Raw genomic sequence first — 23,456 nt, 5'->3', positions numbered from 1 at the left:
TTAAAACTTTATGACAATTCGTTTTTAGGTTTTGCGAGAATGGCGAAAAATTCGAGAACGAAGCCACTCATAACCACAATTGGGCCGAGGGTAAGCCCCAGAAAACCAAAGCCAAACTCTTCTTTATCAAGGCTCATGATAAAGAAACCAGCCAGAATAACTCCGATACCGATCAGCATCAGCACATAATTTTGCCGACCGAATGGAAGGCCAGCGGCACTAACTGAACGATTGGCTTCAGCCGGAATTCGGGTTGAAGTCGACTTCGGGGCAGAGACGGGAGTAGTCACCGTTTTTTTTGCGGGTTCTTCACGCGTCAGCGTGGTGGAGCCATATTGTTTATCTTTTGCCATGTTCTTCCTTAAGTTAGAATGTATAATGAACAATGTAGAACGAATAATGGCTTGTAAAAAGCTCGTTTTATTCGTCCAGGTTTTACAGTATTCATTTCAAATTATTCACTAATAAAGCTCGTCCAGCGTTAAGCCCAGATACCGATTAACGGCCTGAAACGTACTCAGAAACCCAATCAAAACGCCCAGTCCGACGATAGCCGCCATCAAAATGGCAATCTTCTCAACATCCTGAAACATCGCCAGTTCAGGCAGATTGCTGATAGCAAGCTGAAGCCCAACCAACAGCATTCCCACAGCAATTGCACCAGCCAGAAGTCCCTGCCACATACCTCGCAGCAAAAACGGTCGGGTAATAAATCCATTCGTTGCGCCCACCAGTTGCATACTCCGGATAAGCATCCGCTGCGAATGAAGCGCCAGCCGAATGGTGTTATTCATCAGGATAACAATAATGATCAGCAGAATGATTGCAAAGGCCGACATGACGACGTAAATCTTCGTAATGTTTTTGTTGATGCTATCCACCAGATTTTCCTGATAGACAACTTCAAACACGCCACTGATCTGTTCTAAATCCTGTTTTACTTCCTGTAATTTGGCTTCCTCGAAATAGCCTTCGTTGAGTTTCAGCCGAAAGCTATCATGTAGCGGATTTTCACCCAGAAACTTCGAAAAATCCTCTTTAGTTTCAGCAATAAACTCTTTAGCAGCCTCTTCTTTTGTGACTAATTTAACCTGCGGCTCACCATTGGTTTGCAGAATATAAGGCCGGCTTCCAATGGTTTCCTGCAAGTCTTTTATCTTCTTGTTACCTAGATCTTTATCTAGAAACGCTCGTATTTCGTAATTCTCGCGGATATACGTAACGAGCTTCTTAGAGTGAAGCGCCAATACGGCACAAAAACCAATCAAAAACAAAGCCAGCGTCAGACTAAACAAAATCATACCGCTGGGATACGTACCAACTTTCTTTTTTGTACGAGCCATTCAGGGGTTCGTGTTATGTGACAAAAATAATGGTTTCAACCAGTGAACGGCCCAATTTAAGAAATTTTAAGTGAATGGGCAGAGGGCATGGAGCGAAGGACAGAGGATTACCTGGATACATATAGCAAAATTACCTTGTCTATATTTTTCTCGGGCTTTGCCCTCTTCCCCTAATTCCATGCTTTCTGCCTCACCACTTCCGCCGGATAACCAACTTCTACCAGGTATAAACCGTTGGCGGGAGCGGCTCGGCCGGCCGCGTTGCGGTCCCTAGCCAAAATAATCTGTTCAAACTGTTCAAGGTTCATTCGCCCCTGTCCTATCTCGAGCAACGTACCGACGATGGTACGTACCATGCCCCACAGAAAACGGTTTGCCTGGATATGAAACGTCAGGTCATCGTCATTTATGCGTTCCCAGTAGGCAAAATCAAGTCGGCAATGGAAGTGATTGACGTTAGCCCTTGCCTTGCTGAAGCTCTGAAAATCTGTATGTTGACGTAGTATTTGGCAGGCCTCATTCATGGTTTCATGGTTAAGCTGCGGTCGGAAATGATACGTTAAACCACTCTGGAAAACATCTTTCTGACGACTCACATGGTACTGATAATATCGATACTTAGCTGAAAACCGAGCGTGATGATTCTTCTCAACCGGGAAAATTGTGCGAATGGCAATGTCTTCGGGCAGAATGCAGTTCAATGAATAAATGAATGACTCCGACAGGTTCAGCGGCTTTTCCACCTCAAAATGAGCAAATTGCTGTTTCGCGTGAACGCCCGCATCGGTACGTCCGCTACCCATTACGTAAATTGACCGACCCAATCGTTGCGTAAGGGCCGCTTCGAGCGTAGTTTGTATACTAATGCCATTTGCCTGCGTTTGCCAGCCGTGGTAGGCCGTTCCCCGATACGAGAGTTCAATAAAATAACGTACCATCGAGTAAAAGTACCACCAAAACAAACACCACACACCCGATTGGGCATGTGGCGTGATTTTAAGCAAACTAAAACTGTTATCTAGGTCCTCGTCGGCCGCCCGGATTGAATCCTTCATGCGACCGGCCGCCTTGTTCCATGCTACGTTGCTGAAACCGCTGTCCCTGACCTTGCCCTTCCATGCTACGTTGCTGGAAAGTTTCGCTACGTCCCCCCTGCATCGGTTGGCTGGGCTGGCTGTTCATCTGCGGTTGCGGCTGACTTTCACTACGTTCGAAAGTCCGGTTTCGCTGGAACCCGCCCCCTTGCTGAAAACCACGGGAATTCCAGCCTCCCGACTGACCCTGACCCGAATTATTATCAATTTGTGGCGTGTTATTATCAGGAGCAAAGCTACGACCCCTACTCGGCTCAAATCGATTTGGTTGAGACGGAGCGCTATTGTTCACATCTGGCACCGTTCTATTATTGACGTTACCATTCGGAGTGCCTGAGAAAGGCTGGCTATATTCCCGACTCGAACCATCGCGGCTGTTGCCCCGATTTGGTGCAATTGGTGAGCGTTCGTAAGTCCGATTTGGTACGTTGTTGTCGCCGACATTGCCCCGACTGTACGCCGTATTGCCATCGTAAGTTGGCCGTGGGTTGGCGTTGTTGAAGCGGTCGTTACGTCCATAATCGCGGTTGTACGAAGAACCGGGGCGATAAAATCCAACGGAACCATTACCAACTACTGAGCGACCAGGACGATCCATGTGATCAACCCGGTAAACGGGTACCGAGCTACGCGTAACGCGCTCAATATCGTCCCTCGGCGGGCCATAAGCATAGGCCCGGTTATTAGTCCGGTAATAATTGTTGATAATCGTTGTGTTGTGATACACGTTCACGATTTGCGGACGAGGCACACAATAGCTATACAGTCGCGGGCTGGTAATGTAAATCTGAGGAACAAACGTCCAATATGGAGCTGGAATATTGATGTTGACATTAACACCCCAGCCGGGAGCCAGCGGAGCCCATCCATAATAGCCCCCGCCCGAACGCCACGTCACCCACGCCGGTCCCCAGTCGGGTCCAGGTACCCAAAGCCAGCCGCCGTAGGCGGGGTCATAAATCCAGCGACCGTAATGAAACGGTGCCCATCCCCAGTTATAATCCGATACCCAGGTGTTACCGTATTCAGTAACAACCCAATGTCCATTAGTACCATATGGCTGAAAATCAGGACCAGCGTTGGGAAGCCATACATCACCGTAGCCGGGGTATTGCATCCACTGTCCATATGGGGCTAGTTCGTCATAGAAAGATTCCACAGGCACCGAAACACCGGGTTGAGCTTCTGCTTTCTGAAAAATCATTGCTCCGGATAGAAGCAATACAACCAGACCGAGCCGTTTTATTGTTTTCAGGATAATCATGACGTTAATCGATTAGGTGCAGGTTCCACCCTCTCAATCCTTAGATTTATAAACCTGCCAAACGTTTAACGGACAAATCAACAAATCCGGTCTTTTTTGAAAAAATTGCTTGACTAACTGGAAGCTACGTTCGTTTACAGCCATTTTTTTCGTCGGAAATACCAGAGCGTGCCGACTACTGACAACACCATCAATACCAACGCCATCGGGTATCCGTATTTCCAGTGCATTTCGGGCATGGCATCGAAGTTCATACCGTAGATACTGGCGATGAGCGTCGGCGGCAGCAGAACGATGGAAACAACCGTGAAAATTTTCACAATCCGGTTCTGCTCCAGATCAATTAGACCGAGGTATGTATTCTGGAGAAATTCGAGTCGCTCAAAAATGAAATTAGTATGGTCAATGAGCGAATTTATATCTTTTATTACGGTTCGGAGCCGTTGCTGTTCTAATTCATTAAACCAGCCATCGGAACGTATCATTGCCGAAATAACGCGCTGTTTATCAACGGCGCTCTCCCGAATTGACATGGTCAGTTCCTGATAATCGTTGATACTAAGCAGCATTTCCCGATCAAGATTGGCATCGAGGTCTAACATGCGATTAATGGCTTTGATTTCGCCCGATACCAGCTCGACCAAATCAGCATCATAATCGATGCGGGATTCAAAAATGGAGATGAGAATCTGCGCCCCATCGCTAAATACTGCCCGGCGTGATTTAATACGTTTCACCATATCGGCAAACGATTTCAGATCGGCATTTCGGTACGTGAATAACGTATCATCTTTTAGGATAAAACTCACCGGCACCGTTACGTAGCGATGCTCCGGGTCGGGAACCAGAAAGTTGGAATTGGCAATCAGATAATCATCTTCTTCAATGTAACGCGATGAACTTTCAATTTCCAACTGCTCCTGTTGGCTCAGAAAATCGACGTCAAATTTTTCTTCAACGCTCTTAATTTCGGCGGGGCTGGCATTCTGCAAATCCACCCAAAGGGTTCGTTCGGTATCGGAAAACGAATCAATATCACGGATTTTGCGGACGGCGGTTTCGTCTTGCTGAAAGATGCGAATCATATACGTAGCACGGACTGAATTTCGGGCCGCAAGTTCGCAGAAAACCACCGGACTGCCACGTACCACTCAATCATTTGTAGAATCACCGTCTGGAACTGTACACCATAACGGCTTGGCCAAAACAAAAGCTCTAACCTTTTTGCAATCCTGCGCACAAAATCAATGTAAATACTGTTATTTGGATAGGCAAACCTAATTCGGTTGGCTATTACCTATGCAGTCTGATACGTTAAGAAATCGCACTTCATTAAAGCATTCAATTGAGAATCAGCCCAAAGCCATTGACCTTTGGGACGCAGCGCTCACTACCGGATTCCCGGCTGCGTTATGGCGATTACCCAATCAGCAGGAAAAACAGTTGCTGGTTTCGTTCGATGAAAAGTTGCCCCGCGTATCAGCCGACTTAGACGAACTGCCCGCCGGATTTGTGTTCAGTCCTTTTGATAATCTGGCCAAAAATGCGCCGGTTGAAGCCCAGCTTTCGGAGCATTTAGATACATCGGACTACCTTCCACAAACGCTTTTCTTGCGGGCTGATCTCCAGGCTCTTGTTACCGAAAATTCCACATTTTTTTCTGATCGGAATCGAAGTCAGGAGCACTTGAGCGAGCCTGCCCGACGCTTTTGGCAGGCTGTTAAAGCCCAACAAAAGACCAATAAACAGGTAGCCCCCGTACGCGCTACGTTGCTGGATGACCCGGAAGCTCAGGAAATTTATGAACGTAACGTTGCGGAAGCTGTAGCGGCCATGCAGCGGGGTGATTTTCGAAAAGTTGTGCTGTCGCGCACGAAGCAATTGGTCTTTTCCAGTGCTCCTAACGCTATTACATTGTTCGACAAACTTTGTCAGCAATACCCAACGGCCTTCGTTTCAGCCGTTTCTATCCCGGAAAAAGGGCAGATCTGGATCAGTGCTACGCCCGAGCGGCTGGTAAGCGTTGATGCAAACGGTATTTTCCGGACTGCAGCATTGGCAGGAACACAATCGGCTTTTAACCCCGATGGCACGGCGAAGCGCCCGCCCGAAGCCATGTGGTCGCAGAAAGAAATTGAGGAGCAGGCATTGGTTTGCCGCTACATTATCGAGTGCTTCAAGAAAATTCGATTGCGTGAGTACGTAGAAGAAGGCCCTCAAAGCATTATCGCCGGGAATCTGATGCACCTCGGCACTACGTTTACAGTAGATACGCAGGCGGTACGTTACCCACAGCTTGGCACGGTTATGCTCCGACTGCTGCATCCAACTTCAGCGGTTTGCGGCACTCCCCGCGACGTAGCGTTTGATTTTATTCGTAGCCACGAAGCGCACGATCGCGAATTTTACAGCGGTTTTCTGGGCCCGGTCAACATCGACGATCAGCAGTCAGGGCCGGCGAGCCATGTATTTGTACATATCCGCTGTATGAAACTCGAAGGCAATCAGGCTACTCTCTACGCAGGTGCCGGTCTCACAGAATATTCCAGCCCTGAACGCGAATGGCAGGAAACCGAAATGAAATGCCAGACTTTGCTGAAAATAGTGATGAGTAACGAAAATAACTAATGAGTTGACTGCGGAAGAAATCTGTTTCATACATCAGCCAACTCATCAGTTATCATTCATCACTATTTTACGCACCCTCGGCGGGGTCGTTAGGGGCGCGGGAGCCTTCCTCATCGGTACGTCCACCCGCTTCGCTAGCTGCCGAAGACTGCGTTTCAGAATCAGGGGCAGTGCCACCATCTTCTGTATTTACGGCTGACGATTGCAGCTCTTCTGTTGGCTGCTGGTCTTTAGGATCTGTCATAGATAGTTTTCAATAAACGTTGGTAGTACGTTGGCAGCCTTAGCTACCAACGTTTTCCAGAAATTAGTGCAGGATGATGTCAGAGCTTATTCCATGCTATCGTCGTCCAGATCGTCTTCGATGTCATCATCGTCGAGATCTTCCAGATCGTCTTCGTTGAAATCTTCTTCGATATCGTCGATGTCCTCCAGATCGTCGGCACCATAACCGCTACCGGCTCCAGTCCCCAATTCATCAAATTCGGCATCTTCGTCGAAGTCATCTTCTTCGTCGTCGTAAGCGGCTGCTTCTGGATCAGGGTTCAACATCAGCACGTCCTCATCCTGATCAAACGTTGGCTGGTAAATCATGAGTATTTAAGGATAAAAGTTAGTTCACTCGTCATAACGCGGCTATTTCCCCGAAGGTTTTGCCTGCCCCAAACTTATTCAATAAATGTTTTAAAACGCAAACCCTTGCAAACTTTATGTGTTACAATCTTGGCACCAGTACGTCATCATTGCGATCATCAGCCGATTCGGTCTTAAAAAACCACGTATCGTTATCCAGAAAAACTCCGATTCATGAAGAACTACCAGCTCAAACGCTTATCGAATCAGCCCATTCTGCAAACAAGTGACGTAAAGCCAAGTATTGATGGATTTGAGGTATTGGGCGCCTTTAATCCGGCGGCCTGCATCGTCAACAACGAAGTGATTCTTTTGTTACGTGTTGCCGAAGCTCCTCACGCGAAACCGGGCTTTGTGAATGTCCCGATTCTGGAAGAAAAAGACGGCGTACCGGCACTGACTGTTAAACACTTCGCAGAACCCGAAGAAGATTATGACCCGCGTGTGGTAACAATTGAGGGAAAGGTCTACCTGACCTCACTCAGCCACCTGCGTCTGGCACGTAGTAAGGATGGAATTCATTTTACAATCGACGACAAGCCGTTTCTGTTTCCAGCCCGGATGGATGAATCGTTTGGGGTTGAAGATGCCCGTATTACGTTTCTCGACGGCAAATACTGGATTACCTACACCGCCGTATCTGAGCATGGCCCCGGCGTTGGGCTGGCCGTTACGACGGATTTTGTGAACGTCGAACGTATCGGTATGATTTTGCCACCACCTAATAAGGACGTAGCGCTTTTTCCCGAAAAAATCAACGGCAAATACATGCTGCTTCACCGACCTATGGTGTCAGATATTGGCAAACCGTCAATCTGGTTGGCGGAGTCGGTCGATGGTACGCATTGGGGCAACCACCAGTTTCTGTTTGGTGGACGCGGTGGTGTCGATGCCCGTTATGCGTGGGAAGGCGGCAAAATTGGCGGGGGACCCGAACCGATGCTGACCGATGAAGGTTGGCTGGTCTGTTACCACGGTGCCGACGAAACACATGCCTATTCCCTAGCTTTGGCGTTGCTGGATAAAGACGACCCTTCACAAATTCTGGATCGCTCCGAACTACCATTGTTATCACCCGAGTTGCCGTGGGAACGCGAGGGATTTTTCCCGAACGTAGTGTTTTCGAACGGCTGGATTCAGTGGCCGGAAGGTAGCGATAAAGCAGGGCAGATATGGGTTTACTACGGTGCCGCCGACTCTGGCGTTGGTGTAGCGGAGTTGATTCAACACTAATTTTGGGTAAGGCTCCGGCGGCTCAAGACCGACATTTGTCTAATCCCGATGAGTTCACTACTCTAGATTGCCCACATTGAAATAAGGTATCAGCTGCGGCAGCCTTCTTTCTACGTGTTTGTACTGCTCATCGCAGGGCAAGGCATCTGGTATTCATTTCAGATCGAGAAAACGTACTTATATACCGACAGCACCGTTACGTCCTACCTGATTTTATCATCGCTGGGCGTCATGCTGGCGGTGGTTGCTACGTTGCTGGCGGGCCAGTCGCAGACGAAAGATGTAGAGTATAACGCTACTCCTTACCTGTTGATCAGGCGTTGGCCCTAGCTGCGATACCCGGCGCCCGTCAGGTAATTGTCGATCCAATGGGTGCCTGGCCAAAACCAAATAAACGGGATAATACTAAACTTTTTTAGCGAGGGCTACTGCAGAAAGTCTTCGAATGATTTCCGAGGCTCCGTTACAGCTTTTAGGAATCTAATTCGCGATGAAAAGTCTTAATTAGCCTGAATAATGAATTGACAGAAAATAAACTCATTCATTGACAATGCATGGCTGCTATACCCGATCATGAATCCGCTTTTCCCTTTACGCCATAACTCAGCGCGACGATCAGCAGTAGGAAGGCTATGGCGCCTAAAGCTGTGGACAATGAAAATTGTTGGGCGATAAAACCCAGCAAAGCCGGTCCAGCCAGCATACCGGTATAGCCGATTGTAGTAATGGCCGATAAACTGACCGTTGGGGCAATCCCCGGCAGCCTACCAGCCGCGCTAAAAAATACCGGCACAATATTGGCCGCTCCCAGCCCAACCAATACAAACCCAAGCAGTGCACCAGCCACCCAAGGGCTCAGGATTGCAAAAAACAGGCCGGCTGCCCCTAATAAACTCCCACCTACAACCACCGTTTTGCTGTTCAGGCGTGCTACCAGTTTATCACCTACCAGCCGCATCACAGCCATAGCAATCGAAAAAGCAGCATAGCCCGCACCGGCAAACTCTGCGTCAATTCCTTTACTATCCCGTAAAAAGATGGCACTCCAGTCGAGAATCGCCCCTTCAGCCAAAAAAATGGCAAAGCACATAATACCCAAAAACAAGACACTGCCCTGCAACCAACTGAACCGCCGATTTGTCTCGATTGGCTTTTCATCGGCAGTGGAGAATTTGGCAATTATCGCTCGTTCAACATCGGGAGGAAATAAGTGCTTATATTGAGTCAGGGTGATGAGGATCATCAGAGCAGCAATGGTAACGATAGCGTAGACGGGGTTGAGTCCTAGTTTAATCAAAAACCCCAGGCCCAGCGAACCCAACAAGCCTCCTACACTAAAGAGCCCATGCAACGACGACATAATCGGGCTTCCGTACAGATTCTGCACCTGTACTCCATGTGTATTCATGGCAACGTCAATAGAACCAACGCCAGCCCCGAACAGGAATAAGGTTACAGCTGTAGCGGCCGTGGAGGGGAGAACGATCAGGAGCGGCAGCGTAAGGGCCATTGTCAGAGCAGCACCAGCTATGACAATGCGGCTACCGAAACGGCTCACCAGCCAACCTGAAGTAGGCATCATCAGCATAGCACCCGCGCCCAGCAGAAGCAATAAGAGCCCCAGATTGGCGTCGTTCAGTGCTAATCGATCCTTAGCAAACGGTACCATTGGCGCCCAACTGGCCATACCCAGGCCGCAAACCAGAAAAATCAACTGAGTGGCCAGGCGGCCCTTTAACACATGCTCGGAGGGCATGACTACGTTCATAGTAGAAACAGGTTAATGCAATTATTACTGCCAAAGCTATAAAAATGTAAGTATTCAGGCCGCCTTTTATTGGCGCTCTGCAAGCGATACGGGTAATTAACAAGATCAAAATTGTGGCAGATATGTCAGGTAATGATTTCGTAAAGCGCTAAACCATAGTTCTCTTAGACAAGTTAAATCATGATAGATACGTACCGCATCATGATACAGACAATTGACCTGAATAATGATCGCATCCTAGGCTATCGGATCGACGGCGACATTACATTGGAAAGCATTACGCCCCTGATTGCTGAGGTAAAAAGTAAAGTAGCTCATCATCCGGGTAAATTACGTGCCTACGCAGAGTATATCAGCATAGGTTCTATTTCGCCTGGAGCTTTTTGGGAAGATTTGAAGGCAGACGCTCAATTTCTAAATAATTTCGAAAAAGCTGCCGTAGTTACCGATAAAGATTGGGTAGGCTTATTGGATAAAGTTGGGAACCTATTTCCGGGCCTGACTATTAAAGTTTTCCCCTTTTCAGAACGCGATCTGGCTCTTCAATGGATAACTCAGAATTGATGATTGGTTGCTAACCTCTTTCTTATTTCAATTCATTACGTAGGTTTTCCGCACCACATCAATTGTGAGCGAGGGTTCGTAGGCGGCATTAAGCCGGTTTGCATTTTCCTCAACCGTTAGTGGGAAACCTGCCTGTTTACGTCGCTCGTTTACTGATTTGGCATCGCTAATGGGCCACACGAAGCAGCGCTGCTGTTTGGTGTTGATAAGCTGGCGACATGAAACCTGAGTGCCGTACAACTGTGGCTTTCCGTCATACATCATTGAGCGATCGAGCATCATGGCGTATAGTGAAAAAGGTAATTCCTCCTGCTCAGCCGCTTTTTTTATGAGGGGCAGATACGTCGGTATCTTATTGGAATGCTGAATAACGTAGAACACCGTTTCGTTGGCCGGCTTTCCTACCATCGATTTTCCGGGATACCCATGCAGCTTCATAATTGCTTCAACACGTACCAGATTGCTTGAATCGATCTTCGATTGCTCAGCCCACAGGGCACCAGCCAATTGTTTCCTATCAATTTTATACACAGCACTTAGGCTGTCGGTTAGAGGTTGGTTGTTTCCTATTTTGGTCAGCCATTCCCGGTTACGTTGATCCAGCACAAACATGCTGTCTAATTCGCGTTTTAGCGTAGTGGTCGACTGCCCAAATACTACGTACGGTAGTAAACCAAGTATAAATAGCATTAATCGCATAGCAACAATCGGTTTCTGTTTTATAAACTTATGTTTCCTGTATTTTTTGTAGTTTAGTAGGTCTTAACTTCCTTCTTTTATGACCCGATTTCATCAACTACTTATTCTTTTTTTGGTCTCCACGCCTTTATTGGCGCAGACCCAGAAACGCCCATTGACCGCAGCCGATTATGATCGCTGGCAGAGTGTTCGCGCCGAGAAAATTTCGGACGACGGTCGCTGGATCGCCTACCAGATTGATCTTCAGGAAGGCGATGGGCGGCTGGAAGTAGCCTCCAACGAAAACAACTCGTCGAGTCCCCGCTATGTTTTCCCAAGGGGCTATATGGCACAGTTTACGCCAGACAGTAAGTATTTGATTATGCGGCTGAAAGTACCCATTGCCGATGTTCGAAAGGCCAAATTGAAGAAAAAAAAGGCCGACGAAATGCCTAAAGACAGTTTGTTGGCGCTGAATCTTTCAACGGGCAAAACTGTAAAATTTCCGAACGTAAAGTCGTTCACGTTCGGCAAGGAATCCGGTTTGTGGCTGGCCGTCTTGCAGGAACGTAAAGACGAGCGGGAAAGGCCGACTCCTAAACCCGCTGCTCAGACTCAGAAAGACACGCTGCCCGTATCTCCTCCAGTTTCGACAACCAACGTAGCAACCCGCAAGGGCGTAACGAAAAAACCGAAAGGCGATGATCTTACGCTGTTGAATCTGGCGGATGGCACGCGAAAAACGTTTCGCTACGTCTCCAATGTAGCCATGTCGGCAAACGGGCAAAAATTATTTTACAGTAAAGAATCGGCAAACGATACGTTGAAAACCGGCGATAATGCCGTACCGGGCGTATTCCTGTTTAACACAGCGACTGGTCAGACAATGCTGGTCGATACGAGCGGTAAGCGAAAGATATACAAAGGATTAGCCATCGACAAAACGGGGCAGCAACTGGCCTGGATGGCATCGGCCGACAGCGTCGGTGCCGACGTAAAGGTATTTTCGCTTTACTATAAAAACCTTATGGCGACCGCACCTGCCAAAAAAGGGAAGCCGTCGAAAGCGTCCATTCCCGAAGTTCCTTTCAAAGTAATTGCCGATACGTTGACGGCAGGATTACCCAAGCGCTGGTCGGTGAATGAATACCGCGAGCCGAAATTTGCAGATGATGGCAAACGGCTTTATTTCGCTACGTCGCCCATTCCTCCCAAACCGACCAAAGATACGCTGACGCCCGACGATGAGAAGGTAAAAATGGACATCTGGACCTGGACCGATAGTAGGCTGCAACCCATGCAGCAACGGCGATTGAAGGAAGAAAAGGAACGCGGTTTTCTGACCTTTTACGATGCTGAATCAGGTAAAATAATTCCGCTGGCTAGCCGCGAGGTACCCACCGTTACGTTCGATGAGAAAACCAATACACGCTATCTGCTGGGGCTGAGCGATTTGCCGTATCAGGTACAATCTTCCTGGGATCCCGGCCATACTGATCTCTATCTGATTGACACGCAGAGTGGTGAGAAGAAACGTATCGCTAATGACGTTATGGCTTCACAACCCAAATTATCACCAGGTGGCAAATATGCATACTGGTTCGATGAGCGGGACTCACTCTGGCGGGCTTGGTCCATTGCCGACAGTAAACGTATCGACCTGACGCGGGGTCTGCCCAGCAAATTTTTCGATGAAGAGCACGATACGCCAAATCTGCCTGGCTCGTATGGCTCCGCAGGCTGGACAACCGGCGACCGTTACCTATGGCTCTACGACCGTTACGACATCTGGCAAATCGACCCTACGGGTAAAGAGAAACCGACTACCATTACCGCTGGCTGGGGCAGAAAAAACAACGTCCGGCTACGTCGCGCTGAAGTAAGTGACGACGATTCGCCATTCCGCTTTGCACCCGAAAAAGCCATCGACCCTAAAGCTGAAATTTTCCTGACCGGTATTTGGGAAAGCGACAAAACAACTGGCATTTTGAAAAACAAAAACGGACTTACGGCGTCTGAACCAGCGATATTGGCACGTAGTAATCACCGGTATTTTGGCATCAGCAAAGCCAAAAACGCCCCGACCCTAACGTATTACCGGGGTAATTTCCAGGAGCCAATTAACCTCTTCAAAACCGATACAACGCTGGCAAAACCGGTTCAGTTGACGCGGGTCAATCCGCAACAGGACAGCATTCGCTGGGGTAGCGTTGAACTGGTGAAATGGACGGGAACGAACGGCATTAAACTCGAAGGACTGCTGTTTAAACCCGAAGGTTTCGACCCGAAAAAGAAGTATCCCATGCTGACGTACTTCTACGAACGTAACGCCGAAACCCTCAACGATTACCGCGCTCCATCACCAAGCCGGTCGACCATAAATATTTCCTACTGCGTATCAAATGGTTACCTTGTATTCATCCCAGATATCGTGTACACAACCGGTCAACCTGGCCCGAACGCCTATGACTGCATTGTACCTGGCGTATTGAGTTTGCTGGACCGTGGCTTCGTTGACCGCGACCGGCTCGGGATTCAGGGGCAAAGCTGGGGTGGTTACCAAACGGCATACATCATTACCCGCACTAATTTATTCCGGGCAGCCGAAGCAGGAGCTCCCGTAGCGAACATGACATCGGCCTACGGTGGTATTCGTTGGGAAACGGGTATTAGTCGGGCTTTTCAGTACGAAAAAACGCAGAGTCGAATTGGCGGTACATTGTGGGAGAAGCCAATGAATTACATCGAAAACTCACCGCTTTTCTTCGCCAACCGGATCCAGACACCCCTCATGATGACGCATAACGACGCCGACGGAGCCGTCCCCTGGTATCAAGGCATTGAGTTATTTTCGGCGCTACGTCGGTTGGACAAACCTGTCTGGATGCTCGTCTACAACGGTGAAGGCCACAATCTGACGCAACGACATAACGCTAAAGATCTTAGCATTCGCCTATACCAATACTTTGATTACTACCTAAAAGACGCGCCCATGCCCCTCTGGATGAAAGAAGGACGTAGTGCCGTGGAGAAAGATCGGGGCGAAATGAAGTACGGTCTATCGGCAGAGCCGCAACAAATTTCAAGCAGCGGGACGAATTGATCATGTATGACGTAGGATGTATGGTGTAACCGATGCGTAAGTCATACGTCCTATACTCTACATCAATTTTGTAACTTTGGTTAAACGAGTAGCTGACATGTCCATTATTAAGAAACCCTTACTTTACGCAGGCTCCCAGGGCGAGAAACATTTATATACGCTTTTCGACAGCGGGGCTAATCTCTCGTGCATTAGTCCTGAATACGTTGCCGATTTAGAAATACCAGTTAGCTTAGGCCGTATCCGCCAGATTGCCACGGCAGCCGAGGGCCACTTTATCGAAGTCAGTCACGTAGTCAGACTTGATTTTTATCTGGAAGACGTACTATTATCGGATGAATTTCTGGTCGTGCCGGGGCTAAGTGAAGAAGCAATAATTGGAGCAGCTACGATGCAGAAGTGGCGGATAAAACTGGATTTCGAGCACGACGCCGTACACGTCGATCCTAAAGTCGCCAAGATGCAGTTGATTTAAGCAATTTCAGAAATAAATTTCAGAGCCGGGTTGAAAAACCCGGCTCTTGTGTTTTTACTGCGCTGCACCAGCGTCTTTCACTACCTCGCCTTTAAAATTCAGTACTACAGTCCCGCCTTCAGCATTCGATTCAACCGTTACGGTTTTGTTGAAGGCACCCATTGCAGCCGCATTGTACGTCGCTTTAATTACACCAGACTGACCGGGCAAAACAGCCGCTTTCGGATAATCGACACCTGTACATCCACACGAACCCTGCGCCCGGTTGATCACCAGCGGCATTTCACCTTTGTTGGTGAAGGCAAATTCCACAGTTACGGGTTTCCCCTGCGTAATACGTCCGAAATCATGCGTTGCGTTCTTCCAGTTGAAAACAGCAGCCGGAACGGTCATCGCCATCAAAATGGCCAATACTATAAGCGAGCCGAAATACAAAGTACGTTTCATACTCAAATGATTTTGGTAAGGTTTATGCTATCGTTCACCCGAACGACATTACAAACGTATCGCCATCATTCAAATCCCTTTGTTAATCACCTCCTAACGTTTGTTAATGAGTTGTTAATGATTTGCGTATGCACCATAAACGGCTACTTTTGATGGCTAAAAAAGAGCGAAAGAATGAATGAGCGAAAGAGCGATATCGGCAACGCGACCAAGGTCAGAAAAGCGACCGGATGGCATTCGCTTTTTAAAATCTCTCATCTCCGCATTTTAGTCATCCTATCTGTACTGTCCATTGTGGGCATTCTGGCCGTGCAGGCGGTTTGGGTACGTAACGCTTATGCACTACGTGAAAGGCAGTTTCGGCAAACGGCTTTTATTGCCTTGCAGGACGTAGCGGACGAGGTAGCGCAACTCAATCAGTTTACCCTTAATCGTTACGCTGTTACGCAGCTCTCCGCCGATTACTTTATCGTCAACACCGATGCCCCCATCGACCCTGCTACGTTGGAAGGTTTTATCCAGAAATCGCTGGAAGCACATAATCTGTTTACGGACTATGAATATGGCATCTACAATTGCGAAACCGACCGCATGGTTTACGGTGCTTATGTGAGTACCAGCGCTAAAACTGCGCTAAAAAACCGTAGTCATTTGCCCAAATTTTCGCGCTATACCTACTACTTCGGCATTCGATTTCCAAATCATACAGCCTATGTAGCCGGGCAATTGAGTGGCTGGCTCTGGTCAACAATAGCCGTTTTAATGGTAGTCATTTTCTTCGGATATACATTAAGTGTGGTACTAAAACAACGTCGGCTTACGGAAGTACAACGCGATTTCATCAACAACATCACCCACGAATTACAAACGCCCGTCTCGACGATACGTATCGCGGCCGATGTGCTTCAATCGGATGGTATTATCCAGCAGCCCGACCGTCTGAAACAATACGCCCGCGTTATTCAGGAGGAAAGTCGGCGACTACAGAAACAGGTCAGCAACGTACTGCAACTGGCCCGCTCCGAACGTACTGGGTTTGTTCTGGACGTAACACAAGTCGATCTACATGAGTTAATGGCAGCGGCAGCCACTACGTTCGGGCCGGCGGTTCAGCTAGATTTGACTGCTTCTGACGCCCATATTCAGGCGGACCGTTACCACCTTGAAACGGCGCTGAACAACCTGATTGACAATGGCCTGAAATATTGCACGCAGTCGCCTTGTGTAGTGCTGCACACACGTACCGAAAACAATCGATTCATCTGGTCGGTACGTGACAATGGAATTGGTATTGCGTCAGAGTATCATAAAGCTGTTTTCCGGCAGTTTTTCCGAGTTCCTTCGGGCCACGCTCACGACGTAAAAGGGTTCGGTCTGGGCTTATACTACGTTCGGCAGGTTGTTCAAGCGCACGGCTGGAAGCTCATGCTGGAAAGTGAGCTAGGGAAGGGCAGTACGTTTATAATAACGAGCGAAAGAATGAATGAGCGAAAGGGTAAATACCAACAGGACAGTTCTCCGCTTCGCGCCAGCCTTTCGCACGTTCACTCTTTCATTCTTTCGCTCTTTTGAAATCCGTACCGGCACACATTCTGTTCGTTGAAGACGACGTTAACCTTGGCTTTGTAATTCGCGACACGCTCGAAAACGTACCGTTTGTAGTCACGCATTGCACCAATGGCCCTGATGCCTGGACAGCCTTCCAGTCGGGCCAGTTCGACGTCTGCCTGCTCGACGTAATGCTGCCTCAAAGCGATGGCTTTACACTGGCGCGTCAGATTAGGGCGGTCGATACACAGGTGCCGATCCTTTTTTTGAGCGCACTAGCTAACAAAGATGATCGGCTTCAGGGTCTTCGGCTAGGTGCTGACGATTACCTGACAAAGCCATTCAGCATTGAAGAACTTATCCTGAAAATCAATGTATTTCTACGTCGTACTACGTCGGTAAGTACTACGTTCAATCCGACCATTGCCCCCCTACTCGATCGGCAGAATTTAACGCTCACCGTTAATGGGCAGGAGCAGCTTTTGACGCACCGCGAGGCCGACGTATTGGCCTATTTACTCGAACGACCCAACATTCTCGTCCGACGCGATGAACTGCTACGTTCGGTTTGGGGCGATGATGATTACTTCATGGGACGTAGTCTGGACGTTTTTATTTCGCGGCTTCGGAAACGACTTGCGCAGCATCCAAGCGTCCGTATAGAAAATGTGCATGGCGTTGGATTTATTTTGAAGGAGTAATCACCGAAGTTTGCAGTTTACTACGTTGTCTGAGCCAGACTCCTTCGGTAGACAATTCCACCGGGCTGTCGTTCCAGATTGCTTCAGACTTAATTGCTTTAAAAATTCAAACCATTATGACGTACCGATTACCTGCCATTACCTTGCTGATAGCTCTTTTCGCCTGGGGCTGTAAAACCAATAAACTTTTTACTGGAGCGAAAATCCCTACGGCCAGTGTTATTCAGGAAGGTTTCCTGACCTGTTTTGCGCCGGGAACGGCTCTGAATAATCAGCCTGTTTGGTGCGAAGCCTCGGCCGTTTTGTTTGACGGAAAAAATCTGCTTGTTGCCAACGACAAAGACATGCCACCGGGCCAGAGTCCGGTGTTTATGACTGCAACAGAAAAACTGGCAGATTCTACCCAGCTACCTGCTCCGGTAGCTCCGTCGGCGTTTGCTGCAAGTCGCAAATACGAAGATTTCACCCAGACGCCTGACCGAAAATTTGTTTTGATCACTACCGCATTCGACCGAACAAAACCCGGTAGCCACGATTGGGACAATTATAATACTATTCTGTACTGGAAAACGGGCGACGAGCAGCACCCGCACGTACTGGCTCCCGACGATACAAGCCGCACGTCTATCGATTACCGACAACGTATCGCACAAGTGTTGGCAACCAGCGAGTTTCCGGGCGAGATGCCTTACTTTAAAATTGAAGGGCTGGCCGCTACGGATCGCCAATTGCTGTTTGGTATCCGTGAAGAAGGCAAATCATACGATAGTTTTACGTACCGGGCAAAAATCATCAGCGTGTCTTATTTCACGGAAAAAAGGGGCGATGTTGAACGTATCAGATTAAAGGACGACTGGAAAATTATTAATGATTTCGACATTGCACAAGCCGAACCGACATTACCCAAACCGCTGGCTTTATCAAGTCTTGAATATGACAGCCAACGCAAGTGTTTCTGGATGCTGACTTCACAGGAAGCTAATGGCCAGCTCGATGCTTATTTATGGACCATCACGCCGGAAGATCTTTACGCCAAGCGACCGTTTACGCTTATACGTAACGACCAAGGTCAGCCGATGCACACACCCGGTCACAAAGCTGAAGACGTAACGCCTTTAGACCGAAATCGACTCCTGCTCATCAGTGATGATGATCGTGCACGTACTACAGTCAACGGACGCACTCGCCAGCCGAATCAGGCAGCATATATGATTATAAGTATTCAACCCTGAACTATATTTCGCGTTGATACTACGTGATCAGTCGAAAAAAATCGACACAGATTACTATAACCAAAGCTAATTCAAAATTTATACGAGTAGAGAGCGTTTGTAGTTATCAGGAGGTTAAAAAATATTGGCTTATGAAATCCAAGGAATTTACACTAAAAATCAATAATCCTTGTACAACAAGCTGGAATTCTATGACTCCCTCAGAACAAGGAAAATATTGTTCAATCTGCGCAAAAAACGTTATCGACTTTACAAATCTAACTGATGAAGAAATTATAAGTATACTTCAAAATCAGAACAGCAGAATTTGCGGGCGGTTAGAGGCAACACAAATAAATAGATTGATTAAGCAAAAAAAACGCTCAAGATTAAATTTGAAGCTATACAGGCTTATGACCGGGCTTGCATTCTTTTCTTTTCAGGAACAAACAGAAGCCCAGAGCCCACTTGTTATAAACAGCAAAATCGAACGTAACAAGTTGGCATTGAACGTAAAAAATGATATAAATACCGATCGAATATCGCTTGATGACAGTTCAAAGACTTCTATTTCGGGAAAAATTCTGGATGCTGAAACTAATGAACCACTTGCTGGCGTCATGGTTTTTCTGCTTTAGAAAAACTACGGCACAAATACAGACAAAAATGGTCTATTCACTTTAAACATTCGTGAGGATTTATTATCTGATATAATGACGTTTACAGTTAGCTATGTCGGATATATTACCCAAGAGTATATATTTAAACGCGGGGATTTACCAATATATAAAAACCAGATTTTATTACACGTCGATAATACATTTATAGTTGAAGTAATAATTGTAAAACAGAAGAAAAAATGGTGGCAACGAAAAAGAAAAAACCGTGACTGATCTATTATCTAATCTAGTTTATACAAAAAGAAGCTATTGAAATTTTCAATAGCTTCTTTTTGTATATAGTCGTACGAATAAAGAAGTTTATGATCTTCTTATTGTATCGAACCAAAGAAAGCATACGTACCAGTAACATACTCAAGCAGTCCCGAACCATGGTTGGCCCCTTTCATCGGTATCAGTTTTACGTTAGTAGCCCCCCTTTTCTGCATGGCGTCGTAGGTATTTTTCGAGTTCAGAAATGGCACAGTGTCATCAGCGTCGCCATGATACAATTGGGTGGGCGTACGGGGTTTCCAGTCATGAATGTCGTTGTCCTGTACAGCCGCCAGGAACTCTTTGTCGGTACCCTGATTTATAGCTTGTTTAAATGCATCCGTAAAGGCGAGGTTCAAACTAACATTGATACGTGCATCTTTTCCCGACGCAGCCACCTGGGAAGCATATGGCTCTTTAAAATAATACGTCATCGGTCGGTTTAGGCCATACATACGATCGTAGGTCAGCAAAACCCACATATAAAGCTGATTATTGTATGAACTGGTAGTTTCGTTCAGAATCTGACGCATAAATGCGGGCATATCGTATGGACCGGCCCCACAACTCGATGCCACCAGATTGAATTCACTCTGAGTTTCCTCTTCAATTTTTTTCTGCAACGCCATCGTCGCGTACCCACCTTCCGAATAGCCAGTAATGTACAATCGATTGTTCCAGTTGGTATTAGTATCGGTCAGAAAATTACGGGCAGCCCGTAACATATCGAGCGACGCAGTTGCCAGACCATCACGAACAATATAGGTATGCGGAACATCCTTCGAAGCACCGTACCCAATATAATCCGGAGCCACAATAATGTACCCCTGCGAGGCAAAGACCGATCCAAATAGATAAGCTTCACTTCCAGATTTATAATTTGAAGGTGCATCATTTTCACTCTGGATTGTCCCATGCTGTGTACTGATCATCGACATGGGAGTAGTTGCGTCGGGCACCAGAATCGCACCTGAAGCTTTAATAGATTTGCCAGCCGCATCCGTTGTTGTGTACTCTAGCCGGTATACTTTGATGCCATTTCGAATAAAAACCTGCAAAAAAGAATAAGCACCAGCGTAGCGGGCTTTTAGCTGACTGGCCGAATATTCACCAATAAGTGTGCTATTAACTAGGGTACGTATTGGCGCAACAGTCTCAGTTTCACCTAAGCTCTTACAACCTGTAGGCCCGACAAACAACGTAACGGTGATGAAAAAGAAAGCTATGATTGATTTAAGTGTCAACATCCTTTAGTGATTTATCCATAAGATTGGTATAGTAATAACGCTTTATATACTCTTTTCGTTTATTGAAATCAGATGAAAATGACTCATTCAATCTATTGATTATCAATAACTTAAAGAAGGAAATATTTTATAAGCTCAACAATCAGCGCGAATTACATGGTCTCTACTAAGTGTTTACCTTTATATAGATAAAAGTTAAACACTTAACACCAATTCTGTGGAACAGCTTCCACAGAATTGGTATCTACTTTCCCGCTTACTCTATCAGACTACTTCCACTACCTCTAGTATATTAGTTCTGATTCAATATTATAGCCGATAGTTATTCTACTGAAAATCAGTCTTTTACATTATTTATCATGCGAAGATTTACTCGAACTGTTCTAATCTGGTATAAGGTTTGGACGTAGTGAAGCAATACCAAACATTCACAAAACTATGAATCGTATTATGAAATCAGTCGGAACGAAGACCTTAGCAACACTTGTTGCGGGTGGTCTTTTGTTTGGCCATGACGTATCTGCACAAAAGCGCGGACTTAATAAAACAGAAAAAGGTGCAATAGTCGGTGCCAGTGGTGGAGCCGTAATCGGCGGTATGCTTGGCAAATCGAAAGGTAAAACGGCGCTGGGTGCCATTTTGGGAGCCAGTGTTGGTGGAGCCGCCGGAGCTGTTATTGGTCGCCGGATGGACAAACGAGCTGAAGAAATGAAACGTCAGATGCCCGATGCTCAGGTCGAACGAGTTGGCGAGGGTATTAAAGTTTCGCTCGGTTCCGATATTTTGTTTGACGTAGATTCGTACGCACTGAAGTCTGAAACCCGCAAGCAGTTGACTGATTTTGCATCTACACTCAATAAAGAAAAAGACACAGATATTCGAATTGAAGGCCACGCCGATGCTACAGGTTCTGAAGCACACAATCTCGAATTATCTAGAAAACGAGCAAATTCAGTAGCTGAATTTTTAGAAACACAAGGCATTAAAGCTTCTCGGGTTGATGAAAAAGGATACGGTGAAGCTCAGCCAGTTGCGGATAATGCAACAGAAGCTGGTCGCCGGAAAAATCGTCGTGTCGACATTGCCATTTTTGCCAATGAAAAAATGAAACGCGACGCTAAAGATGGTAAGCTAGGAGACTAATTTTTTGCAACCTGTTGAAAACACTATGTGTCCACAACAGGTTGCTTCACTTAATAAGACTGAATAAAAATGGCTACGGTAAAGAAGGGCGACAAAGTGGAGTGGAACTATGGGCGAGGTAAGGGAGAAGGAACAGTAGCTGAAGTACATCCGACTACCATCACGCGCAAAGTTCAGGGAGCTACGGTTAAACGCAAAGGCTCGGAAAAGGAGCCAGCTCTGGTTCTTAAACAAGGTGACAAGAAAGTTGTGAAATCGGCTAGTGAGGTCACTAAAAAATGACAACCTTATGGCAACGGCAGTGATTGACGAGAAAGAGAAAAAAGCGATTCGCGACGAATTCACGAAGGTGGTAAATATGTCGGCCACACAGCTCGAAAAATGGCTTAGTTCAGAAGAGTCGAAATCAGTAGGTCAGCGAAAAGGCGATGATAGTGAGTCGATTGGACACAAATCAGGCAAGCATATTATCGCTATACTAAAAAAGAAAGTTCAAGAGCTAAAGAACGACGATTACGCTCATATGGAGAAAGTAATTAGCTACGTTAAACGACACAGTGCTCAACGACCAGACCACGTGGCGGGCTCTAACTGGGCCTATTCCTTAAAAAATTGGGGTCACGACCCTACGAAATAAAACTTTCTGGTTTACTCAACGCTTAATTAAATGAACAATAATTAATACATAATGTAAATTGAATAGTTATCTATCTGAAAACAGATAAAAGCTATTGAAGCATTACTAATTATTTGTTCTGCATTCTCTTAAAAAGTAACGTTATGAATGTGAAAGAAACACGGGGCGAAATCCTCGATCAACTCAACCGCCTACTCACAATTAGTCAGGACGCTAAAGAAGGCTATGAAAAAGCAGCCGAAAGTGTGGAAGATAGTGAGTTGAAAAGCTTGTTTCTGACTCAATCGGCTCAACGAGCTGAGTTTGCCCAGGAACTAGACCGCGAAATAAGAACGTTGGGGGGCGAACCCAACGAACACACAAGCATCACTGCCGACCTACACAGAGCCTGGATTTCTATCAAAACTGCTTTTACAAGCGACGATGATAAAGCAACCGTCCAGGAATGCCACCGAGGTGATAAAGAAGCCCTGAATACTTACAACAGCGTATTACAGGAAACAGATCTTAGCGCCAGCACCCGCGAACTCTTGCTGAGACATAAGCAAAGCATTGATACGGCCAATTCAACAATGGCCCGTCTGGCCTTGGTAGTGTAGTGAATGGTGGGATTGGAAAGCCTGTCTCCTCTGGGGGCAGGCTTTTTTGTTGCTATGCAGTCAAAAACAATACGCTTCAAAATTGATTTATAGTAATGGTATTAATAGACATTCTCGGTCAGGCGTGGGCAATTACAATTGAGTTCTAACTCTCTGATAGTTATTCCCCAATCCTGAATAAGTAAGCTATTATTATTACTGACAATTG

General features: G+C 46.8%; 25 protein-coding genes. 14 read left to right on the top strand and 11 right to left on the bottom strand.

Annotation, left to right across the window (positions count from 1 at the left end):
• Nucleotides 1-8 precede the first annotated feature (8 nt).
• The 5 genes from ACYVF1_RS31140 to corA all read right to left on the bottom strand — a co-directional run bounded on the left by ACYVF1_RS31140 (nt 9) and on the right by corA (nt 4,786).
• On the bottom strand, nt 9-353 hold the full coding sequence (locus tag ACYVF1_RS31140; RefSeq protein ID WP_461086445.1) for a DUF3098 domain-containing protein: 345 nt from the start codon (nt 351-353) through the stop codon (nt 9-11).
• 108 nt (nt 354-461) lie between these two features.
• Nucleotides 462-1,343 carry a cell division protein FtsX gene (locus ACYVF1_RS31135; RefSeq protein WP_461086443.1) on the bottom strand — a complete coding sequence of 294 codons (882 nt, stop codon included), beginning with the start codon at nt 1,341-1,343 and terminating at the stop codon, nt 462-464.
• A 170-nt stretch (nt 1,344-1,513) separates the two neighbouring features.
• Nucleotides 1,514-2,281, bottom strand: coding sequence for a tRNA pseudouridine(38-40) synthase TruA (gene truA / locus ACYVF1_RS31130; RefSeq protein WP_461086559.1), 768 nt, complete (start codon nt 2,279-2,281; stop codon nt 1,514-1,516).
• A 76-nt stretch (nt 2,282-2,357) separates the two neighbouring features.
• Nucleotides 2,358-3,701, bottom strand: coding sequence for a DUF6600 domain-containing protein (locus ACYVF1_RS31125; protein ID WP_461086441.1), 1,344 nt, complete (start codon nt 3,699-3,701; stop codon nt 2,358-2,360).
• Between the two features lie 134 nt (nt 3,702-3,835).
• Nucleotides 3,836-4,786 carry a magnesium/cobalt transporter CorA gene (gene corA / locus ACYVF1_RS31120; protein WP_461086557.1) on the bottom strand — a complete coding sequence of 317 codons (951 nt, stop codon included), beginning with the start codon at nt 4,784-4,786 and terminating at the stop codon, nt 3,836-3,838.
• 214 nt (nt 4,787-5,000) lie between these two features.
• Here corA and ACYVF1_RS31115 point away from each other — a divergent pair, with 214 nt between their 5' ends.
• Nucleotides 5,001-6,329: an isochorismate synthase gene (locus tag ACYVF1_RS31115; RefSeq protein WP_461086439.1), complete on the top strand. Its 1,329-nt coding sequence runs from the start codon at nt 5,001-5,003 to the stop codon at nt 6,327-6,329.
• A gap of 67 nt (nt 6,330-6,396) precedes the next feature.
• Here ACYVF1_RS31115 and ACYVF1_RS31110 read toward each other — a convergent pair whose 3' ends face one another.
• Together ACYVF1_RS31110 and ACYVF1_RS31105 are read right to left on the bottom strand one after the other, a co-directional pair.
• Complete coding sequence (locus tag ACYVF1_RS31110) at nt 6,397-6,573, bottom strand: hypothetical protein (protein ID WP_461086437.1); 177 nt, start codon at nt 6,571-6,573, stop codon at nt 6,397-6,399.
• 86 nt (nt 6,574-6,659) lie between these two features.
• Nucleotides 6,660-6,923, bottom strand: coding sequence for an adhesin (locus tag ACYVF1_RS31105; protein ID WP_461086435.1), 264 nt, complete (start codon nt 6,921-6,923; stop codon nt 6,660-6,662).
• A gap of 213 nt (nt 6,924-7,136) precedes the next feature.
• On the opposite strand from ACYVF1_RS31105, the gene ACYVF1_RS31100 reads away from it, so the two are divergent.
• Together ACYVF1_RS31100 and ACYVF1_RS31095 are read left to right on the top strand one after the other, a co-directional pair.
• Nucleotides 7,137-8,195 carry a glycoside hydrolase family 130 protein gene (locus tag ACYVF1_RS31100; protein ID WP_461086433.1) on the top strand — a complete coding sequence of 353 codons (1,059 nt, stop codon included), beginning with the start codon at nt 7,137-7,139 and terminating at the stop codon, nt 8,193-8,195.
• Between the two features lie 114 nt (nt 8,196-8,309).
• Complete coding sequence (locus tag ACYVF1_RS31095) at nt 8,310-8,525, top strand: hypothetical protein (RefSeq protein WP_461086431.1); 216 nt, start codon at nt 8,310-8,312, stop codon at nt 8,523-8,525.
• 241 nt (nt 8,526-8,766) lie between these two features.
• Here ACYVF1_RS31095 and ACYVF1_RS31090 read toward each other — a convergent pair whose 3' ends face one another.
• Nucleotides 8,767-9,963 carry an MFS transporter gene (locus ACYVF1_RS31090; protein ID WP_461086429.1) on the bottom strand — a complete coding sequence of 399 codons (1,197 nt, stop codon included), beginning with the start codon at nt 9,961-9,963 and terminating at the stop codon, nt 8,767-8,769.
• A gap of 180 nt (nt 9,964-10,143) precedes the next feature.
• Between ACYVF1_RS31090 and ACYVF1_RS31085 the strand changes: the two genes are divergently transcribed.
• A complete protein-coding gene (locus tag ACYVF1_RS31085; RefSeq protein WP_461086427.1) occupies nt 10,144-10,527 on the top strand; it encodes a SpoIIAA family protein in 384 nt (127 codons plus the stop codon).
• A gap of 27 nt (nt 10,528-10,554) precedes the next feature.
• On the opposite strand, the gene ACYVF1_RS31080 is transcribed toward ACYVF1_RS31085, so the two are convergent.
• Complete coding sequence (locus ACYVF1_RS31080) at nt 10,555-11,226, bottom strand: DUF6624 domain-containing protein (protein WP_461086425.1); 672 nt, start codon at nt 11,224-11,226, stop codon at nt 10,555-10,557.
• A gap of 79 nt (nt 11,227-11,305) precedes the next feature.
• Between ACYVF1_RS31080 and ACYVF1_RS31075 the strand changes: the two genes are divergently transcribed.
• Nucleotides 11,306-14,308 carry a S9 family peptidase gene (locus ACYVF1_RS31075; protein ID WP_461086423.1) on the top strand — a complete coding sequence of 1,001 codons (3,003 nt, stop codon included), beginning with the start codon at nt 11,306-11,308 and terminating at the stop codon, nt 14,306-14,308.
• A 97-nt stretch (nt 14,309-14,405) separates the two neighbouring features.
• On the top strand, nt 14,406-14,783 hold the full coding sequence (locus ACYVF1_RS31070) for a retropepsin-like aspartic protease (RefSeq protein ID WP_461086421.1): 378 nt from the start codon (nt 14,406-14,408) through the stop codon (nt 14,781-14,783).
• Between the two features lie 54 nt (nt 14,784-14,837).
• On the opposite strand, the gene ACYVF1_RS31065 is transcribed toward ACYVF1_RS31070, so the two are convergent.
• Nucleotides 14,838-15,230 (bottom strand): DUF1573 domain-containing protein, encoded by a 393-nt coding sequence (locus tag ACYVF1_RS31065; protein ID WP_461086419.1) that lies wholly within the window; start codon nt 15,228-15,230, stop codon nt 14,838-14,840.
• A 174-nt stretch (nt 15,231-15,404) separates the two neighbouring features.
• Between ACYVF1_RS31065 and ACYVF1_RS31060 the strand changes: the two genes are divergently transcribed.
• The 4 genes from ACYVF1_RS31060 to ACYVF1_RS31045 all read left to right on the top strand — a co-directional run bounded on the left by ACYVF1_RS31060 (nt 15,405) and on the right by ACYVF1_RS31045 (nt 19,328).
• Nucleotides 15,405-16,802 carry a sensor histidine kinase gene (locus tag ACYVF1_RS31060; protein ID WP_461086417.1) on the top strand — a complete coding sequence of 466 codons (1,398 nt, stop codon included), beginning with the start codon at nt 15,405-15,407 and terminating at the stop codon, nt 16,800-16,802.
• Nucleotides 16,799-17,479 (top strand): response regulator transcription factor, encoded by a 681-nt coding sequence (locus ACYVF1_RS31055; protein ID WP_461086415.1) that lies wholly within the window; start codon nt 16,799-16,801, stop codon nt 17,477-17,479. The genes ACYVF1_RS31060 and ACYVF1_RS31055 overlap by 4 nt, the downstream gene beginning before the upstream one ends.
• A 116-nt stretch (nt 17,480-17,595) precedes the next feature.
• Complete coding sequence (locus ACYVF1_RS31050; protein ID WP_461086413.1) at nt 17,596-18,711, top strand: hypothetical protein; 1,116 nt, start codon at nt 17,596-17,598, stop codon at nt 18,709-18,711.
• A gap of 131 nt (nt 18,712-18,842) precedes the next feature.
• Nucleotides 18,843-19,328, top strand: coding sequence for a hypothetical protein (locus ACYVF1_RS31045; RefSeq protein ID WP_461086411.1), 486 nt, complete (start codon nt 18,843-18,845; stop codon nt 19,326-19,328).
• Between the two features lie 353 nt (nt 19,329-19,681).
• On the opposite strand, the gene ACYVF1_RS31040 is transcribed toward ACYVF1_RS31045, so the two are convergent.
• The gene (locus ACYVF1_RS31040; RefSeq protein ID WP_461086409.1) at nt 19,682-20,869 is read right to left on the bottom strand and encodes an alpha/beta hydrolase family protein; all 1,188 of its coding nucleotides are present in this window, start codon (nt 20,867-20,869) and stop codon (nt 19,682-19,684) included.
• Nucleotides 20,870-21,307: 438 nt separating this feature from the next.
• On the opposite strand from ACYVF1_RS31040, the gene ACYVF1_RS31035 reads away from it, so the two are divergent.
• The 4 genes from ACYVF1_RS31035 to ACYVF1_RS31020 all read left to right on the top strand — a co-directional run bounded on the left by ACYVF1_RS31035 (nt 21,308) and on the right by ACYVF1_RS31020 (nt 23,248).
• The gene (locus ACYVF1_RS31035) at nt 21,308-22,012 is read left to right on the top strand and encodes an OmpA family protein (RefSeq protein WP_461086407.1); all 705 of its coding nucleotides are present in this window, start codon (nt 21,308-21,310) and stop codon (nt 22,010-22,012) included.
• A gap of 69 nt (nt 22,013-22,081) precedes the next feature.
• Nucleotides 22,082-22,294, top strand: coding sequence for a hypervirulence associated TUDOR domain-containing protein (locus ACYVF1_RS31030; protein WP_461086405.1), 213 nt, complete (start codon nt 22,082-22,084; stop codon nt 22,292-22,294).
• A gap of 7 nt (nt 22,295-22,301) precedes the next feature.
• Nucleotides 22,302-22,649 (top strand): DUF3140 domain-containing protein, encoded by a 348-nt coding sequence (locus ACYVF1_RS31025; RefSeq protein WP_461086403.1) that lies wholly within the window; start codon nt 22,302-22,304, stop codon nt 22,647-22,649.
• A 143-nt stretch (nt 22,650-22,792) separates the two neighbouring features.
• The gene (locus ACYVF1_RS31020) at nt 22,793-23,248 is read left to right on the top strand and encodes a ferritin-like domain-containing protein (RefSeq protein ID WP_461086401.1); all 456 of its coding nucleotides are present in this window, start codon (nt 22,793-22,795) and stop codon (nt 23,246-23,248) included.
• Nucleotides 23,249-23,456: the final 208 nt, after the last annotated feature.

This window comes from Spirosoma flavus (assembly GCF_054778555.1).
This window is presented reverse-complemented; position numbering and strand designations above follow the sequence as displayed.

What these genes read in the sequence shown, in the direction of transcription:
- ACYVF1_RS31140 (WP_461086445.1), bottom strand. Translation starts at nt 353, where the DNA reads ATGGCAAAAGATAAACAATATGGCTCCACCACGCTGACGCGTGAAGAA.
- ACYVF1_RS31135 (WP_461086443.1), bottom strand. Translation starts at nt 1,343, where the DNA reads ATGGCTCGTACAAAAAAGAAAGTTGGTACGTATCCCAGCGGTATGATT.
- truA (WP_461086559.1), bottom strand. Translation starts at nt 2,281, where the DNA reads ATGGTACGTTATTTTATTGAACTCTCGTATCGGGGAACGGCCTACCAC.
- ACYVF1_RS31125 (WP_461086441.1), bottom strand. Translation starts at nt 3,701, where the DNA reads ATGATTATCCTGAAAACAATAAAACGGCTCGGTCTGGTTGTATTGCTT.
- corA (WP_461086557.1), bottom strand. Translation starts at nt 4,786, where the DNA reads ATGATTCGCATCTTTCAGCAAGACGAAACCGCCGTCCGCAAAATCCGT.
- ACYVF1_RS31115 (WP_461086439.1), top strand. Translation starts at nt 5,001, where the DNA reads ATGCAGTCTGATACGTTAAGAAATCGCACTTCATTAAAGCATTCAATT.
- ACYVF1_RS31110 (WP_461086437.1), bottom strand. Translation starts at nt 6,573, where the DNA reads ATGACAGATCCTAAAGACCAGCAGCCAACAGAAGAGCTGCAATCGTCA.
- ACYVF1_RS31105 (WP_461086435.1), bottom strand. Translation starts at nt 6,923, where the DNA reads ATGATTTACCAGCCAACGTTTGATCAGGATGAGGACGTGCTGATGTTG.
- ACYVF1_RS31100 (WP_461086433.1), top strand. Translation starts at nt 7,137, where the DNA reads ATGAAGAACTACCAGCTCAAACGCTTATCGAATCAGCCCATTCTGCAA.
- ACYVF1_RS31090 (WP_461086429.1), bottom strand. Translation starts at nt 9,963, where the DNA reads ATGAACGTAGTCATGCCCTCCGAGCATGTGTTAAAGGGCCGCCTGGCC.
- ACYVF1_RS31085 (WP_461086427.1), top strand. Translation starts at nt 10,144, where the DNA reads ATGATAGATACGTACCGCATCATGATACAGACAATTGACCTGAATAAT.
- ACYVF1_RS31080 (WP_461086425.1), bottom strand. Translation starts at nt 11,226, where the DNA reads ATGCGATTAATGCTATTTATACTTGGTTTACTACCGTACGTAGTATTT.
- ACYVF1_RS31075 (WP_461086423.1), top strand. Translation starts at nt 11,306, where the DNA reads ATGACCCGATTTCATCAACTACTTATTCTTTTTTTGGTCTCCACGCCT.
- ACYVF1_RS31070 (WP_461086421.1), top strand. Translation starts at nt 14,406, where the DNA reads ATGTCCATTATTAAGAAACCCTTACTTTACGCAGGCTCCCAGGGCGAG.
- ACYVF1_RS31065 (WP_461086419.1), bottom strand. Translation starts at nt 15,230, where the DNA reads ATGAAACGTACTTTGTATTTCGGCTCGCTTATAGTATTGGCCATTTTG.
- ACYVF1_RS31060 (WP_461086417.1), top strand. Translation starts at nt 15,405, where the DNA reads ATGAATGAGCGAAAGAGCGATATCGGCAACGCGACCAAGGTCAGAAAA.
- ACYVF1_RS31050 (WP_461086413.1), top strand. Translation starts at nt 17,596, where the DNA reads ATGACGTACCGATTACCTGCCATTACCTTGCTGATAGCTCTTTTCGCC.
- ACYVF1_RS31045 (WP_461086411.1), top strand. Translation starts at nt 18,843, where the DNA reads ATGAAATCCAAGGAATTTACACTAAAAATCAATAATCCTTGTACAACA.
- ACYVF1_RS31040 (WP_461086409.1), bottom strand. Translation starts at nt 20,869, where the DNA reads ATGTTGACACTTAAATCAATCATAGCTTTCTTTTTCATCACCGTTACG.
- ACYVF1_RS31035 (WP_461086407.1), top strand. Translation starts at nt 21,308, where the DNA reads ATGAATCGTATTATGAAATCAGTCGGAACGAAGACCTTAGCAACACTT.
- ACYVF1_RS31030 (WP_461086405.1), top strand. Translation starts at nt 22,082, where the DNA reads ATGGCTACGGTAAAGAAGGGCGACAAAGTGGAGTGGAACTATGGGCGA.
- ACYVF1_RS31025 (WP_461086403.1), top strand. Translation starts at nt 22,302, where the DNA reads ATGGCAACGGCAGTGATTGACGAGAAAGAGAAAAAAGCGATTCGCGAC.
- ACYVF1_RS31020 (WP_461086401.1), top strand. Translation starts at nt 22,793, where the DNA reads ATGAATGTGAAAGAAACACGGGGCGAAATCCTCGATCAACTCAACCGC.